At 65.6% G+C, this 22,231-nt stretch carries 21 protein-coding genes; 4 read left to right on the top strand and 17 right to left on the bottom strand.

Annotation, left to right across the window (positions count from 1 at the left end):
• Positions 1-45: 45 nt before the first annotated feature.
• On the bottom strand, positions 46-1,044 hold the full coding sequence (locus P8X75_01205; GenBank protein MEJ1993816.1) for a DctP family TRAP transporter solute-binding subunit: 999 nt from the start codon (positions 1,042-1,044) through the stop codon (positions 46-48).
• Between the two features lie 382 nt (positions 1,045-1,426).
• Here P8X75_01205 and P8X75_01210 point away from each other — a divergent pair, with 382 nt between their 5' ends.
• Together P8X75_01210 and P8X75_01215 are read left to right on the top strand one after the other, a co-directional pair.
• Complete coding sequence (locus tag P8X75_01210; protein ID MEJ1993817.1) at positions 1,427-2,215, top strand: SPOR domain-containing protein; 789 nt, start codon at positions 1,427-1,429, stop codon at positions 2,213-2,215.
• Positions 2,216-2,319: 104 nt separating this feature from the next.
• Positions 2,320-3,165: a fumarylacetoacetate hydrolase family protein gene (locus tag P8X75_01215; GenBank protein ID MEJ1993818.1), complete on the top strand. Its 846-nt coding sequence runs from the start codon at positions 2,320-2,322 to the stop codon at positions 3,163-3,165.
• Here P8X75_01215 and P8X75_01220 read toward each other — a convergent pair.
• From P8X75_01220 to P8X75_01275, 12 genes are all read right to left on the bottom strand, one after another.
• Entirely contained in the window at positions 3,162-4,061 is a 900-nt protein-coding gene (locus P8X75_01220; GenBank protein MEJ1993819.1) for a DMT family transporter, read from the bottom strand. The two genes, P8X75_01215 and P8X75_01220, sit on opposite strands and share 4 nt — an antisense overlap.
• Positions 4,058-4,834, bottom strand: coding sequence for a TIM barrel protein (locus tag P8X75_01225; GenBank protein MEJ1993820.1), 777 nt, complete (start codon positions 4,832-4,834; stop codon positions 4,058-4,060). Before P8X75_01225 ends, P8X75_01220 begins: the two co-directional genes overlap by 4 nt.
• Positions 4,835-4,937: 103 nt before the next feature.
• Positions 4,938-5,924: a C45 family autoproteolytic acyltransferase/hydrolase gene (locus P8X75_01230; protein ID MEJ1993821.1), complete on the bottom strand. Its 987-nt coding sequence runs from the start codon at positions 5,922-5,924 to the stop codon at positions 4,938-4,940.
• Between the two features lie 16 nt (positions 5,925-5,940).
• Entirely contained in the window at positions 5,941-7,470 is a 1,530-nt protein-coding gene (locus P8X75_01235; protein MEJ1993822.1) for a biotin carboxylase, read from the bottom strand.
• Between the two features lie 47 nt (positions 7,471-7,517).
• A complete protein-coding gene (locus P8X75_01240) occupies positions 7,518-10,310 on the bottom strand; it encodes an aminotransferase class I/II-fold pyridoxal phosphate-dependent enzyme (GenBank protein MEJ1993823.1) in 2,793 nt (930 codons plus the stop codon).
• Positions 10,311-10,358: 48 nt separating this feature from the next.
• Positions 10,359-11,333 carry a carbon-nitrogen hydrolase family protein gene (locus P8X75_01245; protein MEJ1993824.1) on the bottom strand — a complete coding sequence of 325 codons (975 nt, stop codon included), beginning with the start codon at positions 11,331-11,333 and terminating at the stop codon, positions 10,359-10,361.
• Between the two features lie 113 nt (positions 11,334-11,446).
• Positions 11,447-11,914, bottom strand: coding sequence for a flavodoxin family protein (locus P8X75_01250; GenBank protein MEJ1993825.1), 468 nt, complete (start codon positions 11,912-11,914; stop codon positions 11,447-11,449).
• 183 nt (positions 11,915-12,097) lie between these two features.
• Positions 12,098-13,402, bottom strand: coding sequence for a type III glutamate--ammonia ligase (gene glnT, locus P8X75_01255; GenBank protein MEJ1993826.1), 1,305 nt, complete (start codon positions 13,400-13,402; stop codon positions 12,098-12,100).
• An 80-nt stretch (positions 13,403-13,482) separates the two neighbouring features.
• On the bottom strand, positions 13,483-14,802 hold the full coding sequence (locus P8X75_01260) for an FMN-binding glutamate synthase family protein (GenBank protein ID MEJ1993827.1): 1,320 nt from the start codon (positions 14,800-14,802) through the stop codon (positions 13,483-13,485).
• A 14-nt stretch (positions 14,803-14,816) separates the two neighbouring features.
• On the bottom strand, positions 14,817-15,497 hold the full coding sequence (locus tag P8X75_01265) for a protein glxC (protein MEJ1993828.1): 681 nt from the start codon (positions 15,495-15,497) through the stop codon (positions 14,817-14,819).
• Between the two features lie 5 nt (positions 15,498-15,502).
• Positions 15,503-16,402, bottom strand: a complete 900-nt coding sequence (locus P8X75_01270) for a glutamine amidotransferase family protein (protein ID MEJ1993829.1) — start codon at positions 16,400-16,402, stop codon at positions 15,503-15,505.
• 79 nt (positions 16,403-16,481) lie between these two features.
• Positions 16,482-17,126 carry an XRE family transcriptional regulator gene (locus P8X75_01275; protein ID MEJ1993830.1) on the bottom strand — a complete coding sequence of 215 codons (645 nt, stop codon included), beginning with the start codon at positions 17,124-17,126 and terminating at the stop codon, positions 16,482-16,484.
• Between the two features lie 197 nt (positions 17,127-17,323).
• Between P8X75_01275 and P8X75_01280 the strand changes: the two genes are divergently transcribed.
• Positions 17,324-18,079: a hypothetical protein gene (locus tag P8X75_01280; protein ID MEJ1993831.1), complete on the top strand. Its 756-nt coding sequence runs from the start codon at positions 17,324-17,326 to the stop codon at positions 18,077-18,079.
• Here the strand turns inward: P8X75_01280 and P8X75_01285 are convergent.
• Positions 18,076-18,447, bottom strand: a complete 372-nt coding sequence (locus P8X75_01285; GenBank protein MEJ1993832.1) for a nuclear transport factor 2 family protein — start codon at positions 18,445-18,447, stop codon at positions 18,076-18,078. The two genes, P8X75_01280 and P8X75_01285, sit on opposite strands and share 4 nt — an antisense overlap.
• Before the next feature lie 78 nt (positions 18,448-18,525).
• Positions 18,526-19,020, bottom strand: a complete 495-nt coding sequence (locus tag P8X75_01290; protein MEJ1993833.1) for a response regulator — start codon at positions 19,018-19,020, stop codon at positions 18,526-18,528.
• 218 nt (positions 19,021-19,238) lie between these two features.
• Here P8X75_01290 and P8X75_01295 point away from each other — a divergent pair, with 218 nt between their 5' ends.
• Entirely contained in the window at positions 19,239-19,976 is a 738-nt protein-coding gene (locus tag P8X75_01295) for a transporter substrate-binding domain-containing protein (GenBank protein MEJ1993834.1), read from the top strand.
• Here P8X75_01295 and eda read toward each other — a convergent pair.
• Positions 19,973-20,596 carry a bifunctional 4-hydroxy-2-oxoglutarate aldolase/2-dehydro-3-deoxy-phosphogluconate aldolase gene (gene eda, locus P8X75_01300; protein ID MEJ1993835.1) on the bottom strand — a complete coding sequence of 208 codons (624 nt, stop codon included), beginning with the start codon at positions 20,594-20,596 and terminating at the stop codon, positions 19,973-19,975. The two genes, P8X75_01295 and eda, sit on opposite strands and share 4 nt — an antisense overlap.
• A complete protein-coding gene (gene pgi, locus P8X75_01305) occupies positions 20,596-22,224 on the bottom strand; it encodes a glucose-6-phosphate isomerase (GenBank protein MEJ1993836.1) in 1,629 nt (542 codons plus the stop codon). The genes eda and pgi overlap by 1 nt, the downstream gene beginning before the upstream one ends.
• Positions 22,225-22,231 lie beyond the last annotated feature (7 nt).

Below are 22,231 nucleotides of genomic sequence, written 5' to 3' on the forward strand. Positions count from 1 at the left end.
CGCCCCCATTCCATTGGATCCCAAAGGTCCGGGATCCCGGTCTTCTTAGTTGGTCATGGCGTTCGCGGCCTGTGCGGCTTCGATCAGATCGGCGCCGACATCGCCTTCGAACTGGGCCCAAACGGGCTTCATGGCCTCGACCCACATGGCGCGCTGCTCAGGCGTCAGCTCACGGATGGTGGAGCCGGCCTCGATGATCAGCTTGCGGTTGGCCTGGTTGACGGCATAGGACTCGCTGTTCCGCTCCTCGGTGACCTCCTCAAGGATGGTCGCGAGCTGGTCGCGGACGTCCGCGTCAAGACCCTCCCACCAGTCGGTGGAGGTGACCACGAGATAGTCGATGATGCCGTGGTTGGTCTCGGTGATGCCGTCCTGAACCTCGAAGAACTTCTGGCCGTAGATGTTGGACCAGGTGTTCTCCTGACCGTCGACGACGCCGGTCTGCAAGGCGCCGTAGACCTCGGAGAAAGCCATCTTCTGCGGATTGGCGCCCAGCGCCTCGAACTGCGCGACCAGCACGTCGGAGGCCTGCACGCGGAACTTGAGGCCCTCAGCGTCGGAAGGCTCAACCAGCGGCACGTTCGCCGACAGCTGCTTCATGCCGTTGTGCCAGAAGGCCAGGCCCAGCAGGCCCTTGCGCTTCATGGACTCCTTCAGCTTCTGACCGTCTTCGGAGTTCTGGAAGCGGTCGACCGCGTTGATGTCCTGGAACATGAAGGGCAGGTCGAAGAGACGGAATTTCTTGGTGTACTTCTCGAACTTCGACAGGGAAGGCGCCGCCATCTGGACGTCGCCCAGCAGCATGGCCTCCAGCACCTTGTCGTCGTTGTAGAGCATGGAGTTCGGGAAGACCTCCATGCAGGCCTTGCCGTTCATTTCCTCGTTCACGCGATCGGCGAGCAAGGAAGCGGCGATGCCCTTGGGGTGCTTGTCGGTGTTCGTGACGTGGCTGAACTTGATGACGATCTCGCCGTCGTCGCAAGCAGCGGCGGCGACACCAGTGGACATGACGACCGCAGCGGCCGCCATAAGAAAGCGCTTCATTCTGTACCTCCCAAATGAAACTTCAGTTTCGTTCTTTTGTGACCACGAAGGGATCACCCCTCGCGTCGTGCTGCGAATATAAGCACGGAACGCCCAAAGCAAGCAAATGTCTCGCTATTCCGAGGGGATAGCCCTTTCCGCAGGCGCGTAGAATCTCGCCCTAGACGCCGAATATCTTGGCAATTTTCGCGTTTTCTTATATCTATTCTTTTAATTAATAACCGCTTAACGGGCTTTCTGGGGGATTTCATCGTGCTGGAGTACTGCAACAGACCGCTTCGCGGCCAGCTACGAAGCGCAGTCGCTGGACCGGCTTTGCGCCCAGGAGCTGGAGGAGGGCTCTCCCCGCCTGGCCTTGATCCTCTGCGAGCGCCGGGCGCACATGGCCGACGCCGACGCCCTGGTGTTCCGCCGCCTGGGCGAAGCCTACGCCGCCAACGGCCTTCTGATGGAGGCCAAGGCGGCCTTCCGGCGCGCGATCCAGTTGGGCGGCGATCCCGAAGACCTGCGGCGCATGATCGCCACCACCGCTGAGATGGCGCGCGCCACAGCCGAGCCGCATCCGGCCTGGGCCAGTCCGCCGGTCGAAGCCGACGCCACCCCGCCGCCGCCCCTCGTGATCAGCGGGGCGGACGGCCTCCCGCAGGATGAGACGGAACCGGCGAGCGCGCCCGCCCCGATCCGAGCCGCGCCTGCGCCCCCTTCCGGCAGCGGGTCCGCTGAGGGGTCGGCGCTGCCCGCGGACGGCCCAGCCGAAGGCGAGGAGCGGATCGCCGTCGCGGCCCTGCCCGAACCGCAGGCGCCCGCCTACTTGCCCGAAGCCCCGGTTGTGCCCGAAGCCCCGGTTGTGATGGAGGAAGAAGCCCCGGCAAGCGCGCCGCAACCCGCAGAGGCGGCGGCTGAACCCGCCAGTTCCGGCGCCTACAAGGTTCAGCTCGCCTCGGTCGGCGACCCGGCGGTGGCCCGGCGGGAGGCGGAGTCCCTGAAGCGGCGCTTTCCCGGCCTGCTCAATGGCTTGCGCTTCACCAGCGAGACCATCGCCCTGGAGGGGCGGGGGCTGTTCCACCGTGTGCAGTTCGAAGGCCTCGGCAGCCTGGCGGGCGCCCGGGCCCTCTGCTCGCGCTTCAGGTCGCTGGGCCAGGACTGCTTCGTGCCGCTATCCCAAGGCTGATCACTCCGGCTTATCCTTGGGCTATTCCTCCCTGCCCTCTTGACCCCGGCCCGGCGGGGCGGAAGATAGTCGCGGCATTTCGCGTGACGCTGGAGGAGGACACCATGAAGCTGCTGCGCTGGGGACCACAGGGCGACGAGCGGCCCGGCCTTTTGGACAGCCAGGGACAGATCCGTGATCTGACGCACCTGCTGGGCGACCTGGAGCCGGCGGACATGGTCGATGAGGTTCTCGACTCCCTGCGCGCGCTCGATGCGGACCGTCTGCCGCTGGTCCAGGGTGAGCAGCGGCGCGGCGCCTGTCTGGCCCAGGTCACCAACTTCTTCTGCGTGGGCCTCAACTACGCCAAGCACGCCGCCGAGGCGGGCATCGAAGCGCCCAAGGAGCCGGTGCTCTTCTCCAAGGCGACCTCGGCGCTCTCCGGCCCGGACGATTCCATCCTGCTGCCGCGCGGCTCGGTCAAGTCGGACTGGGAGGCGGAACTGGGCGTGGTGATCGGGCGTGAAGCCTCCTATGTCTCCGAGGCCGAGGCGCTCGACTGCGTCGCGGGCTATTGCGTCATCAACGACGTCTCGGAGCGTGCCTTCCAACTTGAGTCCACCGGCCAGTGGATCAAGGGCAAGTCCGCGCCCACCTTCGGTCCGGCCGGCCCCTTGCTGGTCACGGCGGACGAGGTGCCCGACCCTCAGAACCTCAAGATCTGGCTGGAGTTGAACGGGGAGCGGGTGCAGGACGGCAACACCTCCGACATGATCTTCTCGGTCGCGGAGATCATCTCCTACATGAGCCGCTACATGACCCTGCAACCCGGCGACCTGATCGCCACCGGCACGCCCGAGGGCGTCGGCATGGGCATGAAGCCGCAGCGTTTCCTGAAGGCGGGCGACGAAATGCGCCTCGGCGTCGAGGGTCTGGGAGAGCAGCGCCAGAGCGTGGTCGCCAGCGCCTAGAGGATGCCCCGCGCGGCGAGCTGGCGCTCGCGGTACCAGACGTAGAGGCCGCTCGCCACCACGATCCCGGCGCCGACGAAGACCCAGATGTCCGGGCGGTCGTGGAAGATCAGATAGCCCGCCAGCGTCATGGGGATCAGCTCTAGATAGAAATAGGGCGCCAGCAGCGAGGCATCCGCGTAGCGGTGCGCGATGGTGATCACCTGATGCCCCAGCCAGCCCCAGAAACCGATCATCACGAAGGCGAACCAGTCGAGCGATGTCGCCGGCCAGTGCCAGTCCAGCAGGGCCAGCGGCGCGATCACCAGAGCGGCGATCCCGGCGGCGTAGAGCTGCTGCGTGGCGGTGGCGTCGACCCCGGCGAGCTGGCGCGTGGAGATCATGTAGAGGGCGGCGCAGAGCGCGGTGCCGAGGGCCAGCAGCGTCGCCCAGTGAAAGCCGGCCAGGCCCGGCTGCACCACAACCAGCACCCCCAGGAAGCCGACCCCGACGGCGGCCCAGCGGCGCAGGCCGACCTTCTCGCCGAGCAAGGGACCGGAAAGGGCGGCGATCCAGAGCGGCGCGGTAAAGGCGATGGTGGCCGTGGTGGCGAGCGGCAGATACTTGACGGCTGTGAAATTGAAGAGCGTTGCGCCCAGGAGCGTCAGGCCCCGCCAGATCTCCTGCCTGGGCGCGTTGGTGCGGAACAGCGACAAACCGTGGACCGGCAGGGTGATCAGCAAAACGATCGCCAGGTGCCCCAGGTAGCGCACGAAGACCACCTCCATGGGCGGCATGGACTGCACCAGCCACTTGGCGGCGCTGTCGACCAGGGTGAGGCAGACCACGCCCGCCAGGATCAGCAGGATGCCGAGCAGCTTGCGCTCCTCGCGGGGGGCTGCGGTCAGAACTCTCAAGTCAGCGTCTCGCGCCAGACGAGCCCGGCCTCGGTGCCCGCGCGCGGCCGGTACTCGCAGCCGACCCAGCCGCCGTATCCCGCCCGGTCCAGGGCCTCGAAGACGGCCCGGTAGGCGACCTCGCCCTCGTCCGGCTCGTGGCGCTCGGGCACGCCCGCGATCTGGACGTGGGCGACCCGGTCCGCCAGCGCCTCGAAGCGGCGGATCAAATCACCCTCCATGATCTGCACGTGATAGAAGTCGAACTGAAGCCCGAGGTTCTCCGCGCCCGCGGCCGCCATGGCCTTCAGCGCCTCCCCGGTCGTCGGGATCAGATAGCCCGGAACGTCCCGGCTGTTGAGCGGCTCCACCACCAGCGTGATGCCGAGCGGCGCGGCGGCGGCAGCCGCCTTCGCCAGGTTCTCGACGTAGCAATCGAAGTACTTCTGGCGCTCCTCCCCCTCCGGCGCCAGCCCGGACATGAGGTGCAGGGTCTTGCAGTTCAACGCCTCGGCGTAGCTGAGCGCGGTCTCGATGGAGCGCTCGAACGCCTCTCGGCGCGCCGGCAGGGCGGCGAGGCCGCGCTCGCCCGCGGCCCAGTCGCCGGGCGGGAAGTTGAAGAGAGCCTGGGTCAGCCCCGCCTCGCCCAGCGCCGCTGCGACCTCGGTGGCCGGATGATCATAGGGGAACAGGAACTCCACCGCGTCGAACCCGCTGGCGCGGGCGCGCGCGAAGCGCTCCAGAAAGGGCGCCTCGGTGAAAAGCATCGAGAGGTTGGCGGCGAACCGTGGCATGGCGGCCATTGTTCCGCCCGCGGGCCACGAGGTCCAGAGTCTTGCTCGTCAAAGCTGCTGCGCGTCAGCCGAATGCCTCGGCGGCCCCCTTGCGCCCCTAGTCTCAGCTGGCGGAGGAGAGGGGTTGGAAGATCACCGGGTGCTGCTGCTCGCGGAACTTGTTGATGCCGCAGACCAGCTTGCCGTCCGGCCAGATGTATTCCGCCGTCTCGCGTCTTGGAAAATACGCCGCCGTATAGATTGTCCCGAAGCCGTGTTCGTAGGCCCGTGTGTAGAGCGGCGGCTGAAGGAAGGCGGCGGCCAGACGTTCAGCCGTCATCTCTGAATCGGAGAGTCGGAAGGAGAGGAAGTTCTCCCGCTCCAGCGTCGCGGTGGCGCGGGCGTGGTTGTGCCACTCGATGTTGCCCTGGTGGTTGGTGGCGATGGGCACCTGGCGGATCACCGCGCGGCGGTCGGGCGACATGAAGGCGGTCAGGAAGTTGCCCTTGCGGTCGACCAGCGTCACGTTGTGCGCCATGAAGGACGGCGTGCGGCGCAGGACTTCGCCTGCTTCGCGCGCAGTCTCGCAGAACTCCAGCAGGTAGCGCACGATGATCGGCATGCCGAAGCCCTCGCCCACCACCCGGCGGCCGCCGAAGGTGAGGCTGACGGCCAGCCCCGCCTCGTTGATGCCGTCCAGGGCGCCCGACATGGAGTCGATCATCGCGACCACCTTCATGCCGTTCCAGGCCGACCGCAGGATCACCCCGTCGGTCGCGCCGGGCGCGTAGTCGTAGTTGCGGATCAGCACCGGCTCCTCGCCCGGCCAGACGACCTGGGAGCATCCGGCGATATAGGCCGGCGGCTTCCAGAGGGAGAGGAAGCGGGCGGCGAGATCGCTGCCGCCGCCCAACTCCACAAGCTCGTCGTAAGTGCGCAGGAAACGCGGCAGGTACTGCTGGATCGCCTCGCGGCATTCCAGATAGGTCGCGCGGTCCTCCAGCCCCTGGGACAGGAACCAGCTCTTGTAGGCCGGCCAGGAACGCTCGAAGAGCGCCTGCCACTTCGGGCCCGGAGTGGCCTCGTCGATGGTCTGGAAGTCGAAGCGCATGAGACCCCTTCGGGTGTTAGAGAATCTTGAAGGAGCTTGATCCCACGTGCGGCGAGAGCGACCGGCCGATGAACTTGCTGCGGAAGCCGTCGATCCACTTCTTGGCGCGCGCGTTCAGCTGGAAGTTCTTGGTCATGAGCCGCCCGCGCGTGATCAGAATGCCCAGGTCCGCGCCCTCGTAGCGGTAGTCGCCCTTGTCTGAGATGCGCAGGAAGAAGGCCTCGTTCTCGCTCGCCACCGCCCGGCGGTGATAGTCGAAGCGGGAGTACTCCAGGGAGCCGTCCTCGTTCATGTGATAGATGCCCGATTCCGGCGCATCGACCAGGATGTCCACCGAGTCGTCGGTGTGCTTGATCACCGCCTGGCTCCAGCTGTCGATGTTCTCGCTATCGGCCCAGCGGTTGTTGATCTCCGAGACGTCCAGGTCGAAGTCGACGCCCGAGAATTCCAGCAGGTGGAACAGGAAGAGCGGCGCGTCCGCGTGGGCGAAGGCGGCGTGGTTGGTCATGGAACTGGCGCCGGTGACGCGCGGATTGCACTCGCCCAGCCAGATGTCGCCGGACTGGGTGTCGATCAGGAAGTCGAGCTCGAAGTAGCCGCGGTAGCCGGTCTTGCGCAGCTCCTCACCGAACTTGAAGGTCAGGTCGCGAGCCTTCTCGCGGATCTCCGGGGTGAAGGAGTCGTCGAAGATCTCGTTGCCGCACCAGCCGCCCTTGTAGGGGGTCAGCTCCTTGAAGCCGACCAGCTCGGTCATCAGCGGGCCGACGATGGTGCCCTGCTTGGTGGTGCAGGCCTCGATCGCCGAACCGCGGCAGTTGATCCGCTTCATGATCTTGACCTCGCCGCCCTCGATGATCTCGTCGGCGTGCTGCTTCCAGTCCTTCTCGTTCGAGATGAAGAAGGTGGTGTGGCCGGAATCGCCAAAGGCGGTCTGGATCACCAGGTCCTGGCCCAGCGCCTTGGTCTTGGCGCGCATATCCTCGTAGGAGGAGACCTTGGTCAGGACGTTGGGGACAGACGGCACGCCCGCGCGGTCGCCGATGCGCACGGTTTCGATCTTGTGGTCGATCCTCTCGCGCAGCTTGGCCTTGGGGAACCAGACGTCCATGCCGGCCTTCTTGGCCAGCGCTTCGGTCTTCTCGTCGAACATCAGGAAACAGGCCTTGGGCTTGCCGCCGTGGGACTTGATGTAGTCCAGCACTTCCTTGTGCTGAAGCAGGTAGTTGTTGATGTCCTCGATCGACTCGAACTCGGGGTGCGGAATCTCGGTCGGCACGAAGGTGTTGGGGTGGCGCCCGTCGTAGCAGTCCAGATAGTTGATGAACTTGAAGCCTCGGCACCACTCGTCCATGCCCAGAAGGTTGAAGTTGGTGGCGCTGATGAAAAAGATCGGCTGTTCGTTGCGGTGGAAGTAACGGCGGATATCCGAGATGCCGTTCAGCTTCTTGCCCTTGCCGCGGGCCGACGTCTTCTTGGCCGTCTTGGCCGGGGCTTTTTTCGCCGGGGCCTTTTTCGCCGTTTTCTTGCTCACCTTCTTCTGCGCCACTTTTGCCTCCTTGTTCGCTTATCTGAACCGTTCTACGGGTTGTTGGGTCACTCGGCGGCCTGAGCGTCCTCTTCCAAGGCGCCCAGGGACTCCTTGGTGAAGACGCGCAAGCCCAATTCGGGCCTGTAGCCATGGATTTCCTTGACGTCGAGCTTGCGCATGAAGCTCAGGATCTCCTGGCTCACCACCTGCCCGGGCACCAGAATGGGAAAGCCCGGCGGATAGGGGATCACGAACATGGCCGAGACCACGTCCTCCCCCGCCTCGATCAGCTTGTCGATGGCATCGTCCTCGATCGGCAGGTAATCGCACTTGGTGTCGTCGTAGGCCATGAAGTAGGCCGTGCGTATGTCGCCCTCGGCGGTCCCGGCGTCCCGACCTGACCTGAAGGCGTCATGGAAACGGCTGAAGTCCGGCAGCGGCGGCAGGTCCTCGGTCAGGGAGTGGACCTTGCGCTCCTGCACCCGCCGCTCGGCGGTATTGGCATCCCCCAGCTGCTCTTCGATATCATGGGCGATGGAGACCAGCACCTCGATCAGATAGGCGACCGAGGAACGCGTGGTTCCGATGTTGGTCATGAACAGGACCGTGTTGCGCGAGGTCTTGTTGATCTGGATGCCGTACTTTTCCATTAAGTAGCGGTTCTTGAAGGTGTCGCCATCCACGCCCACGTCGCCGACGAACAGCGTCAGACGGGTCGCGTCCAGCACGAACTCATCCCCGGACCAGGCTTCCCAGACCCGCGTCCAGCCGTCCTCCGGATCGTAGTACTTCTGGATGCCGGACTCGCGGTACTCCTCCGGGATCATGTCCTTGACGGTCAGAAAGCGGAAATACTTGCGCAGCAGCGGATGGCTGGCGACCTGCTGGCGCAGGACCATGGCCATCTCGACCTGCTTTTGCACCAGTTCGAAGCCCTCCAGCTCGACCTGCCGCCGCCCCACGTCCAGGGACGCCAGGATCTGGTAGTTCGGCGAAGTCGAGGTGTGGGTCATGTAGGCCTCGTGGAAGGCGTCTTCCACCTTGGCCCTGAAGAGCTGGTCGTAGACATGGATCATGGAGCCCTGACGCAGCGAGGTCAGGGTCTTGTGGGTCGATTGGCAGGCGTAGGCCCGCAAGACCGCCTGATCCGGGTCGGGCATGAGCCGCCGGTCGAGCCAGGTCGCCTCGTCGTCCGGGTCCAGCTTGTCGAACTCGGCCTTCCACTCGGCATAAGCGGCCCGGTAACGCTCGCTGGCGAAGCGCTCACGCAGCTGCGCTGCGGTGTACATGGCGGTGCGCTGGCGGTAGGTCGGCCCGAAGCGCGCGAAGGCGAACCAGGCCTCGTCCCACAGGAAAACGAGGTCCGGCTTGATCGCCAGGCACTCCTGCATCACCCGCTCGACGTTGTAGACGATGCCGTCGAAGGTGCAGTTGGTGAGCAGCAGCATCTTCACGCGATCCAGCTTGCCAGCCTTTTTCAGCTTCAAGAGCTGATGCTTGATCTCGCGCAGGGGAACCGCGCCGTACATGGAGAACTTATCCAGCGGATAGGAGTCCAGATAGACCACCTGCGCGCCCGACAGCACCATGCCGTAGTGGTGCGACTTGTGGCAGTCGCGGTCGACCAGCACGATGTCGCCCGGCTGAATCAGCGACTGCACCACGATCTTGTTGGCTGTCGAGGTGCCGTTGGTGACGAAGTAGGTGTGCTTGGAGCCGAAGGCCCGCGCCGCTAGCTCCTGGGCCGCCTTGATCGGCCCGTGCGGGTCCAGCAGGGAGTCCAGGCCGCCCGAGGTGGCGGAGGTCTCGGCCAGGAAGATGTTGAGGCCGTAGAAGTCGCCCATGTCGCGGATCCAGTGCGACTTGGTGATCGACTTTCCGCGTGAGATCGGCATGGCGTGGAACACGCCGGTCGGCTGGCGGCTGTATTCGCGAAGCGCCGAGAAGAAGGGCGACTGATAGCGCTTGTTGACGCCGCGCAGGATGTTCAGGTGCAGCTCGAAATAGTCTTCCTGATTGTAGAAGACCCGGCGGCAGTTCTCCGGCACGCGGCCCGCCACGTCCTCGACCGACTGGTCGGTCACCAGATAGTAGTCCAGCTCCGGACGGACCTTGCCGATGCAGGACGCGAGAGCGACGCCGTAGTCCTCCTGACGCAGATCGTCCAGGTCCAGATCTTCGACGCGGGTCAGGTAGCGGTGGAGCAGCGCCATCTGCTGGTTGGAGCGGAAGCGGAAACCATAGCGGGCCACCACCGCCTGGATGTTGTGATTGTGCAGCACGGCGATGATGGCGTCCTCGAAAGACGGCACGATCACCGCTTCGTAGATGAACTTATCCTCCTCGCGGCGCATGCGGCGCAGGCTGCTGCGCAGCGCGGTCTCCTGGCTGGGGGAGATGTCATCGACGACAAGCACTTCGAAATAGGGGCGCTGGTGGGCCACCTCCTCGGCGTGCTCAATTGCGTCCTCCGCCTCTTCCCGGTCCTCGTTGTCGGCGTTCAGCCCGAGCGGGATCACTTTGTGGCGGTAGGCGTTGCTCATCAGGCCGCGCACGATCCGCGCCGAGGAGCGCGACAGCGTCACGTAGTCGCCGTCTTCGAAGTGTTTGCGCAGGCGTTGGAAGTTGTGCCGCCCGGGAAAGGCCCAAAAGCCTTCGATGGGCTCCAGCAAGGCCAGCGCCTCGGCGACGGAGCGTTGCAGCTTCGCGGCGTCGGGGCGGTCTGGTCTTTCGGCAAGGCGTGCGGCGTCCGACTTCAGGCGGCTCCAGGAATCCGCGCGCAGTTGGGAGGCATTGTAGTAGTCACTGAGGGCGGGTCCTTTCGGCCCCTCGACGGGCGTCTCGCTATCACCGCTCATGTGAGGCCTCCCCTTGCCGGGAAGCCCCTCAATCGGCCTCTTTCGTGATTACGGCTCGTAGTACCCCTTTGCTCCGCCAACAACCGCAAACGCGGACCCTGCGGGCGCTTCCGAAGAAGACGCTTGGTCTTGCGCACCGTGATTCTCTCCCTGCCTGTTCAATCCAGCGCGTGAACCGCGCTTTGGAACTTCTAAGGGGCCAAGCGTATCAAGATAGCCATAGCCCGTCGAATCCCTCCTGTAGACGTCGAAATCCACAACCCGGTCCCGGAAGGATTTCATCGGCTGGCCCAGGCCCTTGAGGCCGAATTCGCGCTGACGGCGCACCTGATCCAGATCGATCTCGAGCGGTATGTACTCTTCCTGCCCGGCCGCCTGATAGAGCATCTGGCCGGAGGGGTCGAAAACGGCGGAACGCCCGACGCCACCGGCGCCCACGCCGTTGATGTCGAAGACGTAGCACTGGAACATCGCCGAGGTCGCGCGGGCGATGGAGACTTCCACGTCGCGGTCCAGCGTGCCGGTCAGGACCGGGTGCAACAGCACCTCCACGCCCTGAGATACCAGCGTGCGCGTGGTCTCCGGGAACCAGATGTCGTAACAGATGGTCACCCCGAAACGCCCGATCTCAGGCACATCGAAGACCAGGAAGTCGGCCCCCGACTTCACATCGTGCTCGTAGGGGGCAAAGGGGAAGAGCTTGCGGTGGCGCCCCACCAGTTCGCCATTGGGATTGAACACGCTGGCGGTGTTGTAGACGCCCTCGTCACGCCCCTCAAACATCGAGCCGGAAACCAGCCAGATGCCGTGATGGCGCGCCCAGCCCGCCATCACCTCCTCGGTGCGTTCGAAAGAGCCGGCGTTCTCCTGAACCGGACCGAAAGCAGCCAGCTCGCTGAAGACCACCATCTGCACCCAGGGAAAGCGCCCCATCAGGAGGTCGAGCTGGTGCTTCATGTGGCTGACGTTTTCATGCGCAGCGGCCACGTGCAGCTGCATGCCGGCGATAGCGAAGGGAGTCACGGGAGTATTCTCCACAAGTTGTGTCTGACCGTCATCCTAGGCCCTATATCGGGGCGAGCCAAGGCGATTCGGCAGTGCAGCATAGGTGATCTGTCATGCTTGGATTACAAGGGTCAAAAAACCCCGGCGTCCAGACCGGCGGCCAGCAGCATGCCGCGCTCGCGCACCTGACCGAGAAAGGCGTCGGCCCATTCTCCACGGCAGATCAGGGGTTCCTCCACCGCGCGCCAACGCAGGCCTGTGGTGATGCCCTCGACGGCCCGCGTGGTGCCGGTGCCGTCATGGCCCGCCCGGATATAGAGGGCAAAAGGCAACCCTTGGGTCTCCTCCAGGCAGGGATAGTAGATCCGGTCGAAGAAGTCCTTCAGCGCGCCGGACATGTAGCCGAGGTTCTCGGTCGTGCCGAGCAGGATCGCCGAGGCCGCCTTGACCTCCTCCGGCCCAGCCTCGAAGGGCGTGAGCGCGCGCACCTCCACCCCGTCGCCGCCGCCTTCGCGCGCGCCTTCAAGGGCGGCATCGCGCAAACGCTGCGTGTTCGGCGACGGCACATGGCCGACGATCAGGAGCTGCTTTCTAGCCATCTCAACGGGCGTTCTAGCAGATCGTTGCGCCCGCTTCAGCCCCTGGATGGCTCCACCCGCCTTTCAGTTGCCGAATCCGCCGCCTTCGACGTCGCTGGTGATGGCGGCGATGGAGGTGGCGCCATGGACCTCGGCGGACGAAGGACGAAGCGCCGTATTGTATTGTTTTGTCGCTTAAAACCCTCAGCAATCCAGGGTGTGCTGGCGCTCCCACTGGGTCAGGTGGCGCGAGTAGTCGTTCCATTCCTGGCCGCGAATCTTCAGGTAGGCGGCGTGGAACTCGGCGCCCAGGGCCTCCTTCAGGAACTTGCTCTTCTCGAAGGCGCGCAGCGCGTCGATCAGGTAGAGCGGCAGCTTCTTGGCCTTCACCTTGTGACCCTCGGCGTACATGTCGATGTCGAGGCGCTTGCCCGGGGAGCGCTTCTCGGCCATGCCCTCCAGCCCCGCGGCGATGAACCCGGCCTGCGCCAGATAGGAGTTGGTGGCGCCGTCGGCCAGGCGGAACTCGAACCGGCCGCCTTCGGGCACGCGAACCAGATGCGTGCGGTTGTTGCCCGACCAGGTGATGGTGTTGGGCGACCAGGTGGCGCCCGAGGCCGTGACGGCCGCGTTCAGGCGCTTGTAGCTGTTGACCGTCGGGTTGGTCAGCGCGCAGAGCGCCTCGGCGTGGTGCAGAACGCCCCCCAGGAAGGCGTAGGCGGGCTTGGAGAGGCCCAGCTCGTCCTTGGCGTCATCGAAGAGGTTCTTCTTGCCCGTCTTGTCCCAGAGCGAGAGGTGCACGTGGCAGCCGTTACCCGTCAGGTGCGCAAAGGGCTTGGGCATGAAGGTCGCGCGGAAGCCGTGCTTCTCGGCGATGGAGCGGACCATGTACTTGAAGAAGACATGCCGGTCGGCCGTAGTCAGCGCCTCCGAATAGTGCCAGTTCATCTCGAACTGGCCGTTGGCGTCCTCGTGGTCGTTCTGGTAGGGGCCCCAGCCCAGCGCCTGCATGCCGTCGCAGATTTCAGAGATGACATCGTAGCGGCGCATCAGGATGGCCTGGTCGTAGCAGGGCTTGGGGTCGCTGTCCTTGGGGTCGGAAAGACCCTCGCCCTCGGGATCGATCAGGTGGAACTCGGGCTCGACGCCCGTCTTGACCACGTAGCCCTTCTTGGCGGCGGCCTCGATCTGGCGCTTCAGCACCCAGCGCGGCGCCTGCTCGACCGGCTTGCCGTCCATGTAGAGGTCGCTGGCGACCCAGGCGACGTCCGGGTTCCAGGGCAGCACGATGGCGCTTGACGGGTCGGGCAGGGCGAACATGTCCGGGTGCGCCGGGGTCATGTCCAGGTGGGTTGCGAAACCGGCGAAACCGGCGCCGTCCTTCTCCATATCCGCGATCGCCGCGGCCGGCACCAGCTTGGAGCGCTGCACGCCCTTGAGGTCGGTGAAGTTTATCAGGAAGTAGCGGATCTTCTTGGCCTTGGCCAAATCGTTCAGTTTGCTCGCCATGAGGCTCCCCTGTTCGTCGATGTTGTCTCGCGGTCTGGTTCTTTTCCCGGTTTTCCGCCCTTCGCATGGCGTTCGCTCACCTAACGCAATCCTGGAATCCAGTCGGTTCCGGCCAAGGGCACCTTGGCCATGGCCGCCGCCTCCAGGGTCAGCGCCTGCAGGTCCTCGGGCTCCAGGTTATGGAGGTGACTCTTACCACAAGCCCGCGCCAGGGTCTGCGCCTCGAGCGTCAGGACCCGAAGGTAGTTGGCCAGGCGGTGCCCCGCCTTCACGGGGTCCAGACGCCGGGCCAGCTCCGGGTTCTGGGTGGTGATCCCGGCGGGATCGTTGCCCGCCTGCCAGTCCTCGTAGAAGCCCGGTGCGGTCCCCAGCTTGGCGTATTCCTCGGCAAGATCGGGCCGGTTGTCGCCCAGCGCGATCAGCGCCGCCGTGCCGATCGAAACCGCGTCGGCGCCGAGCGCAATGGCCTTGGCCACGTCCGCGCCGGATCGAATCCCGCCGGAGACGATGAGCTGCACGCCCTTCCTGTGCAGTCCCAGTTCCTGGAGCGCCTCGGTCGCCAGACGCACGGCGGCCAGGGTCGGGATGCCGACATGCTCGATGAAGCACTCCTGCGTGGCGCCGGTGCCGCCCTGCATGCCGTCCACCACGATCACGTCCGCCCCGGCCTTCACGGCCAGCATGGTGTCGTAGTAGGTGCGGGTCGCGCCGACCTTCACGTAGATCGGCTTCTCCCAATCGGTGATCTCGCGCAGCTCGCGGATCTTGATCTCCAGGTCGTCGGGCCCGGTCCAGTCGGGATGGCGGCAGGCGCTGCGCTGGTCGATGTTCTTGGGCAAGGTGCGCATTTCGGCCACGCGGTCCGATATCTTCTGGCCCAGCAGCATGCCGCCGCCGCCGGGCTTGGCGCCCTGACCGATCACCACCTCGATGGCGTCGGCGCGGCGCAGGTCGTCCGGGTTCATGCCGTAGCGAGAGGGCAGGTATTGGTAGACCAGCGTCTTGGAATGCCCGCGCTCCTCGTCGGTCATGCCGCCGTCGCCGGTGGTGGTGGAGCTGCCCACTTCGCTGGCGCCGCGCCCCAGCGCCTCCTTGGCGTTGGCCGAGAGCGAACCGAAACTCATGCCCGCGATGGTCACCGGGATGTCCAGCTTGAGCGGCTTGGAGGCATGGCGCGTGCCCAGCAGCACGTCGGTGCCGCAGCGCTCGCGGTAACCCTCCAGCGGATAGCGCGAGACCGAAGCGCCCAGGAAGATCAGGTCGTCGAAGTGCGGCAGTGCGCGCTTGGCCCCGAAGCCGCGAATCTTGTAGATGCCCTCAGAGGCGGCGCGCTGGATCTCGTGGATTGTGGCGCGGTCGAAGAGGCTGGATTCGCGCAAGGTCGGATGGTCGTGGCTCATCGAGGGGTCCTCGCTCAATAGGCGTCGACGTTGTCGACCTTGAAGTTGTAGAGCTGGCGGGCGGAGCCGTAGCGGCGGAAGTCCTTCGGGTCGGCGTCGCTGCCCGCCGCCGCCAGCAGCCCGGCCAGTTCCTCCAGGTGCTCAGCCCGCATTTCCTTTTCCACGCAGTCCGCGCCCAGGCCGCGCGCCTCACCCTTCAGATAGATGCGCGCCTCGTAGATGGAATCGCCGAGGCCGTCGTCGGCGTCGCCGCAGATCACCAGCCGCCCGGCTTGCGCCATGAAGGCCGAGTTATGGCCGACCGAGCCCTTCACCACGATGTCCACGCCCTTCATGGAGATGCCGCAGCGCGCCGAGGCGTTGCCGTCGATCACCAAGAGGCCGCCGTGGGCGGTGGCGCCCGCGGATTGGCTGGCGTCGCCCTTCACCCGGACCGTTCCGGACATCATGTTCTCCGCAAGACCGACGCCGGCGTTGCCCTCGATGACGATCTCGGCCTGCTTGTTCATGCCGGCGCAGTAGTAGCCGACATGCCCCTTCAGCGTGACGGAGATCGGCGACATCAGGCCGGCGGCGACGGCGTGCTCACCCTTGAGGCCCGTGACCTCGAAGGCGGTTTCCTCCGCGCCCTCGCGGCCCTGAAGGCGGCGGTTCACGGCGCGCAAGCCCAATTCGGCAAGGTCAAGCTTCTCCATGACCCTCACGCGGCCCCCCAGCTGTAGACCGTGGCCGGCTTGGGTTCCCAGACCTTGGCCTTCTCCACGCCCGGCAGACCGGCGAGAGAGCGGTATTCGGAGGCCATGGCCACCCAATCGTCGGTTTCGGCCAGGACCGCGGGCTTGCAGGCGATGGGGTCGCGCAGCACGGCGAAGCCGTCCTTGGTTCCGACCGCGAAGGTGTAGAAGCCGTCCAGGTCGCTGAGCGCGGCCTCCAGCGCCTCGGCGATCGACGCGCCTTCCCGCAGCCGCCAGGTGAGATAGCCGGCCGCCACTTCCGAATCGTTCTCCGTCTGGAAGACGATCCCGGCCTGACGGGTCAGCCAGTCGCCAACCTTGTGATGGTTGGAGAGCGAGCCGTTGTGAACGAGGCAGAGGTCGTCGCCCGTGTTGAAGGGGTGCGCGCCCTGGGTCGTCACCGCGCTTTCCGTCGCCATGCGCGTGTGGCCGATGGCGTGGCTGCCGCTCATCTGGGCCGCGCCGAAACGTTCCAGCACGTCGCGCGGCAGCCCGATTTCCTTGAAGATTTCCAGCGAACGGCCCGCCGACATGATGCGCAAGGGTGGATCGCGCCGCTCCAGCCAGGCGCGCATCTCCGCCGGATCGGCCTTGGCGTGCAGCACGGCGTGCGTGGACAGCCGCTCGACGGAGACGGGCACGCCCATATCGGCGCTCATGGCCTCGGCCAGCGCCTGCCAGTCGAAAGCCGGATCGGGATCGTATAGCGTGATCTTGGCCGCGGCCTCTTCAGCGCCCCGGTAGACGGCGAAACCGGCGGAATCCGGCCCCCGGTCCGACATTTCCTCCAGCATGGGGCAGAAGAGACGCCCCAGCTCTCCATAACGCTCGGGATTCTTGAGATAGAGACCGGCGATGCCGCACACTTGGCACTCTCCCCACGGCTGAGAACTCGGTTGAGGAGAGATTACATATAAGAAACGATGTTTATTTCAAGGAATATGTTCAGGCGTTCTCGCCGCGCGGGTAGGAGATGACGGACAGGTAGATCGCGGGCAGCGAAACCAGCTCCATGGGCCCATGCATCACAATGGCGTCGAAGAACAGAGAATCGCCGGGTTTCAGGTGAAAGGACCTGTCGCCGTGCCGGTAGATCACCTCGCCGGAGAGCATGTAGATGAACTCCACGCCCTCGTGCCGGAACTGATCGTAAGGCTCGGACTCCTCCGTCAGCGTGATGAGGTAGGGCTCGACCCCCACTTCGCCCCGGACGCCGTGGCCCAGAAGTTTGTAGAGGTGCCCGGCGCGCGTGCCGCGCCGGTCGATGTCGAGCCCCTGGTCCTTCGGTACGTAGGTCACGTCCCGGCTCTGCTCGAAGGGCGCGAAGAAAGCGGAAATCGGCACGTTCATGGCCTCGGCCAGCGCGGCGAGGGTCGAAAGCGAAGGGGCCACCTGCCCATTTTCGATCTTGGAGAGCATGCCCTGGGAGACCCCGGCCTGCTGAGCCATCTCGGCCACCGTCAGCCCGTGGCGCTTACGGTGGCGGCGGATCTCAATGCCGATGTAGTGCTCCAGGCGCCGCCCTTCGGACGCCCCAGGCTCTTCCTGCACCGCCGGCGAAACCGTCACGCGTTGCTTGTCTTCGGCCATGGAGCTTCCTTCTAGACGGTCCCGGCTATCGGCCCTTTGTCTTTGGGCCCAAAAAAGCGGGCGATATTTACCTCGAATTTATACTTCTGCGGCCACACTCCAGGGAAAGGCGCCGCCACCAAACCCGATAGAAGCAGAAATCGGGGCGAGAGCAAGAGCGCCTGGGGCAAGAGGTGAGACGGAAGCGGGCAGACCAGATGATTAGAATCGCCAGAGAGTTCAACCTGAACGCCATCTTCATGGCGGCCGCTTGCATCGGCATGTTTCTTCTGGGTATCGAGACAAGCGAAGGCATGCCGCAAGGCAGCCTTTTCCTGCTGCCTCTCTGCCTCGCCTGGATGGGCCGCGATCCGCGCGCCATGAAGCTCGCCATCGTCGGCGCGCTGTTGCTGCTTTTCCTTGTCTGGGCCCAAGCGGGCTTCAGCCTCGACCATGCCTCCCTTCTGCAATGGTGCAGTTCCGCCTTCCTGATCGTCTTCCTTGGTGGCTATCTTCTAGAAGCTCAACTCGCTGTGCGAAGCGCCGAAAAGGTCTCGGCGAACAGCGCCGCCGCCGCCAACGGCGGCGCACCCGCTGGCCCAAAGAAGGACCGCCCGAAGCGCAGGCTTCCGAAGGACCGCTCACTTTCCGCCGCCACGCTCCAAGGTATTCTCGACTCGATCCAGGGGGCTGCCTTCTTGTTCGACAGGGATATGCGTCTCATTCTCGCCAATGACCGGGCCGAGGAAATCATCGCCTTCGCGCGTCCGGGAGCGGAGGTGGCGCACGCCGCCGAGTTCCTGCCGGAGAGCGCGCTCGACCTGCTCTACAGGGACATCGACAAACCCGGAAAAGCCCGCGAAGAGACCGTCCGCATCGTCGGCAAGGCCTACCGCCTGCGCCTTCAGCGCGCCGGAAAGCACCCCTTGTTGATCGTGAGGGAGCCTGAGGCGGAAGCAGACGCGGCGTCCTAGAACGCCGCCTTCCACTGCTCGGTGTCGACGAACCAACGCTCTTCCACGACCTTGTCCCCCTCGAAGCGGAACAAGACGGCGCATTGACTGCCGCCCGGCAGCTTGTCGCTCTTCCAGCGGAGAATGTTGACCACCTCACCGTCACCTTCGCAGTAGCGGATTTCCGCAATGTCGAAGCCCGGCGGCAGCGCCTGCCCGATGCCGTCCAGGGCATCGCGGAAGGCCGCGCGTCCCTCGAGTACATCTTCCTGACCCGGCAGCACGAAGATCATGTTCTCGGCGTACATAGCCGCCAAGCGGTCAAACTCTCCGGCGGCCAGGGCTTCCCAGCCCTGGCGCACCAGATCGGATAAATGTCCCGTTGCCATCTCTTGAAAGTCTCCCTCTCGCTTAGAAGTTCCCTCCATTAAGAGGGACCTTATCAGAAAAGAGGGACGGAAGGGATATCAGGTCTGCAGTTCGCCTTCGACCGCGGACAGGAAGCTCGCGAGCCGGAAGGGCTTTTGCAGGAAGGTCGCCCCGAGATTGGCAACCTTTGCTTCTTCGATGCCGTCGGGGAAGCCCGACATGACGACCATGCCGATGGATCGCCGGGCCGCGCGCAGCCCGCCCAGCAGGTCGAGACCGCTGATGCCCGGCAGCATGATATCGGTCACGACCAGTTCGACCTCGCGGTGGCGGTGCAAGAACTGACTCGCTTCCTGCGCCTCCGCGAAACCGCGGGCCTCGTAACCGTTCTTGGTCAGAAACTGCACGAGACGCTCCACGAAATCCCGATCGTCATCGACCACCACGACCCGTATGGCTTCTCCACCATCCCCCGCCTGAGCACAGCTCAAGGGCGCCACCTCTTCTCCGGCGCTCCGGTCGAGACGGCGCAGGATTTGCCCAGCGCGCGACGCATCCTCGCGGTAGCCTTGCTTCTTGTCGCGAAAGATCATCTTTTCGCTTCCCTTCCCCTTGGTCGTCCCCTTGGTCGTGGTCGCTTGTTCTCTCTGGCGATTGCGGAACTCGATAAAAAATTACCACTTAAATGCTTAAAATTTAGCAAACCTGATCCTCGAAACCGGGGCGTCGCTCATCCCGACGGCTTGCCGCAAGGCAGCGGAACGGCAAAGATACCGGCCCGCTCCACCCCCCAACGGAAAGCAGGCCGTCCATGAGCCCCGACAAGAACAACGACGCCCGACAGGAGCTGGCGCCTTCGGGCGTTCTTCGCGCCGGCATCAATCTCGGTAACGCCCTGCTGGTGACCGGCCGCACACAAGCGGGCGACCCCGCGGGCGTCGCGCCGGACATGGCAAGGGCCATCGCCGATGCCCTGGGCGTGGAGCTGGCCTTCGCGCCCTTCCCCTCGCCCGGCGAGGTGGCCGATGCCCTGGCGCAAGACGCCTGGGACATAGCCCTGATCGCCGACGAGCCACAGCGCGCGGAGACCATCGCCTTCACCCCCGCCTACGTGGAGATAGAGGCCACCTATCTGGTTCGCGAAGGATCGGACTTTCAGAAGGTGGAGGAACTGGACCGCGAGGGCGTTCAGATCGCCACCTCGGCGCGCAGCGCCTACGAGCTCTATCTGACCCGCACGCTGGAGCGGGCGACCCTGCACAGGGGCCACCGCATGACCGGCGCCTATGAGATCTTCGAGGACCAGAAGATGGATGCGCTGGCGGGCCTGCGCTCGGCCCTGACCGAAATCGCGGAGAAGCAAGAGGGCCTGAGGGTCCTGCCCGGCCGCTACTCGACCGTCCAGCAGGCGATCGGCACCAAACCGGCCAGCAAGGCCGGGCTCGCCTTTTTGAAGGACTTCGTGGCCGAGGCGAAGGCCTCCGGACTGGTCGCGAGCCTCATTGATAAGCACGGGGTGGGCGGCAAGCTGCAGGTCGCCGACGACTAACCCCGAAGGTCGCGGCAGGCCGCCGCCAAGCTTTCGATCCGCGCCCAGTCCCCCGAGGCCAGGGCCTCCTTGGGCAGCACCCAGGAACCGCCGACGCAGGGAACCGAAGGCAGCGCCAGGTAATCGCGCGCCTTTTCCGGCGTGATCCCGCCGGTCGGGCAGAAGCGCGCCTGCGGCAAAGGCCCGGCGAGCGCCTTCAGATAGGCCGCGCCGCCGGCCTGTTCGGCGGGAAAGAACTTCATGGTCTCAAAGCCCGCTTCCAGGAGCCGCATCACCTCCGAGGGCGTGGCCGCGCCGGGCAGAAGCGGCATGGCTTCGTCGCGCGCCGCGTCCAACAGCGCGGGCGTGGCGCCCGGCGAAACGCAGAAGGTGGCGCCCGCCGCCTTTGCTTTCTTCAAAAGCTCCGGCGTGTTGACGCTGCCCGCCCCGACCTGCGCGCCCTCGACCTCGGCGGCGAGGGCGCGGATGCAGTCCAGGGCAACCGGCGTGCGCAGAGTCACCTCCAGCACCGGCAGACCGCCCGCAACCAGGGCGCGGCCCGCGGGCACGGCCTGGGCCAGCGCATCCAGCACGATCACCGGGATGACCGGGGCCAGTTCGCAGAGCGCGCGGGTCTCCATCAAGCCCCCTCCTCTCTGAGCGCGTGATAGCGCGACAGGAGCCCTTCGGTGGAGCCGTCCTGGGCCTCGCCCTCGGCTCCCTCGACTCGCGGCGTGAGGCTCGACGCCTGAGCCTTGCCCAGCTCGACGCCCCATTGGTCGAAAGGATTGATGTTCCAGAGCGCCGCTTCGACAAAGGTCTTCTGTTCGTAGAGCGCGATCAGCAGACCGAGCTGTTTCGGGTCGAGCTTGGGATAGAGCAGGGTCGTGGAGGGGCGGTCGCCCGGAAAGGTCCGGTGCGGGGCCAGCCGGTCGATCTCGCGCGGCTCGGCGCCCTGTTCCGTCATCTGGGCGCGCACCTCCTGCTCGTTGAGACCGAAGGCGAGCGCCTTGGCCTGGGCGAAACAGTTCGCGGCCAGGATCGCGTGGTGGGACTCCGCCGCCGCGGTCGGGTTCGCGGCGAGCAAGAAATCGACCGGGATCACGTCGCTGCCCTGGTGCAGCAACTGGAAGAAGGAATGCTGGGCGTTGGTGCCCGGCTCGCCCCAGACCAAGGGGCCGCTGGCGCGCGGCAGTTCTTCGCCGGAAAGCCCGACGCGCTTGCCGTTCGATTCCATGACGAGCTGCTGGAGATAGGCGGGAAAGCGGCCCAACCGCTCGTCATAGGGGATCACCGCAACCGAGCGGCAGTCCATCACGTTGCGCCGCCAGACCCCGATCAGCCCCAGGATCATGGGGATGTTCTCCTGTAGCGGGGCCTCCCGGAAATGCCGGTCCAATGCGCGCGCGCCCGCCAGAAGCTCCCGGAAGTTGGCGGCGCCGATAGCGATGGCGAGCGGCAGGCCGATGGCGCTCCAAAGCGAATAGCGCCCGCCGACCCAGTCCCAGAACCCGAAGACCCGCTCCTCCGACACGCCGAAGGCGGCGGTCGCCTCCAGGTTGGTGGAGACGGCGGCCAGATGGCGCTTCGCCGCCGCCTCGCCCAGCGCCTCGGACAGCCAGGCGACGGCGGAGCGGGCGTTGGTCATGGTCTCGATCGTGGTGAAGGTCTTCGACTGCACGATGACCAGCGTGCGCGCGGGCTCCAGGCCCGCCAGCGTGTCGGCCAGATGCGCCCCGTCCACGTTGGAGACATAGTGGACGCGCGGCCCGTCGTGATAGGGCGAGAGCGCCCTGGTCGCCATGACCGGCCCCAGGTCGGAACCACCGATGCCGATGGATATGACGTCGCTGAAGGCGCCGCCGTCCGAGGCCGCCGCTTCGCCGGAACGCAGCGCCTCGGCGAAGGCCAGGAACCGCTCCAGCGTCTCGCGCACCTCAGCACTGACCGGCTCGCCCTTGGCGCGCCAGTCGCCCTCGGGATCGCGCAGCGCCATGTGCAGGGCGGCCCGCCCCTCGGTTTCGTTCACAGGCTCTCCGGCGAAGAGCGCATCGCGGCGCGCCTCCAGACCCCGCGCCCGCGCCAGGTCGAAGAGCAGCGCCAGGCCCTTCAGGGAAAGCTTTTCCTTGGAGAAGTCCACCAGCAGGCCGTCCAGGGAGCGCGAGAAGCTCTCGAAACGTCCCGGGTCCTGATCGAAGAGGTCGCGCAGGTGCGTGCCGCCGAGCGCCCGCCACTCTTCGCTCAACTGCCGCCAGATGCTGTCGCTCAAGGGCTCT

The organism is Limibacillus sp. (assembly GCA_037379885.1).
Taxonomy (GTDB): domain Bacteria; phylum Pseudomonadota; class Alphaproteobacteria; order Kiloniellales; family CECT-8803; genus JARRJC01.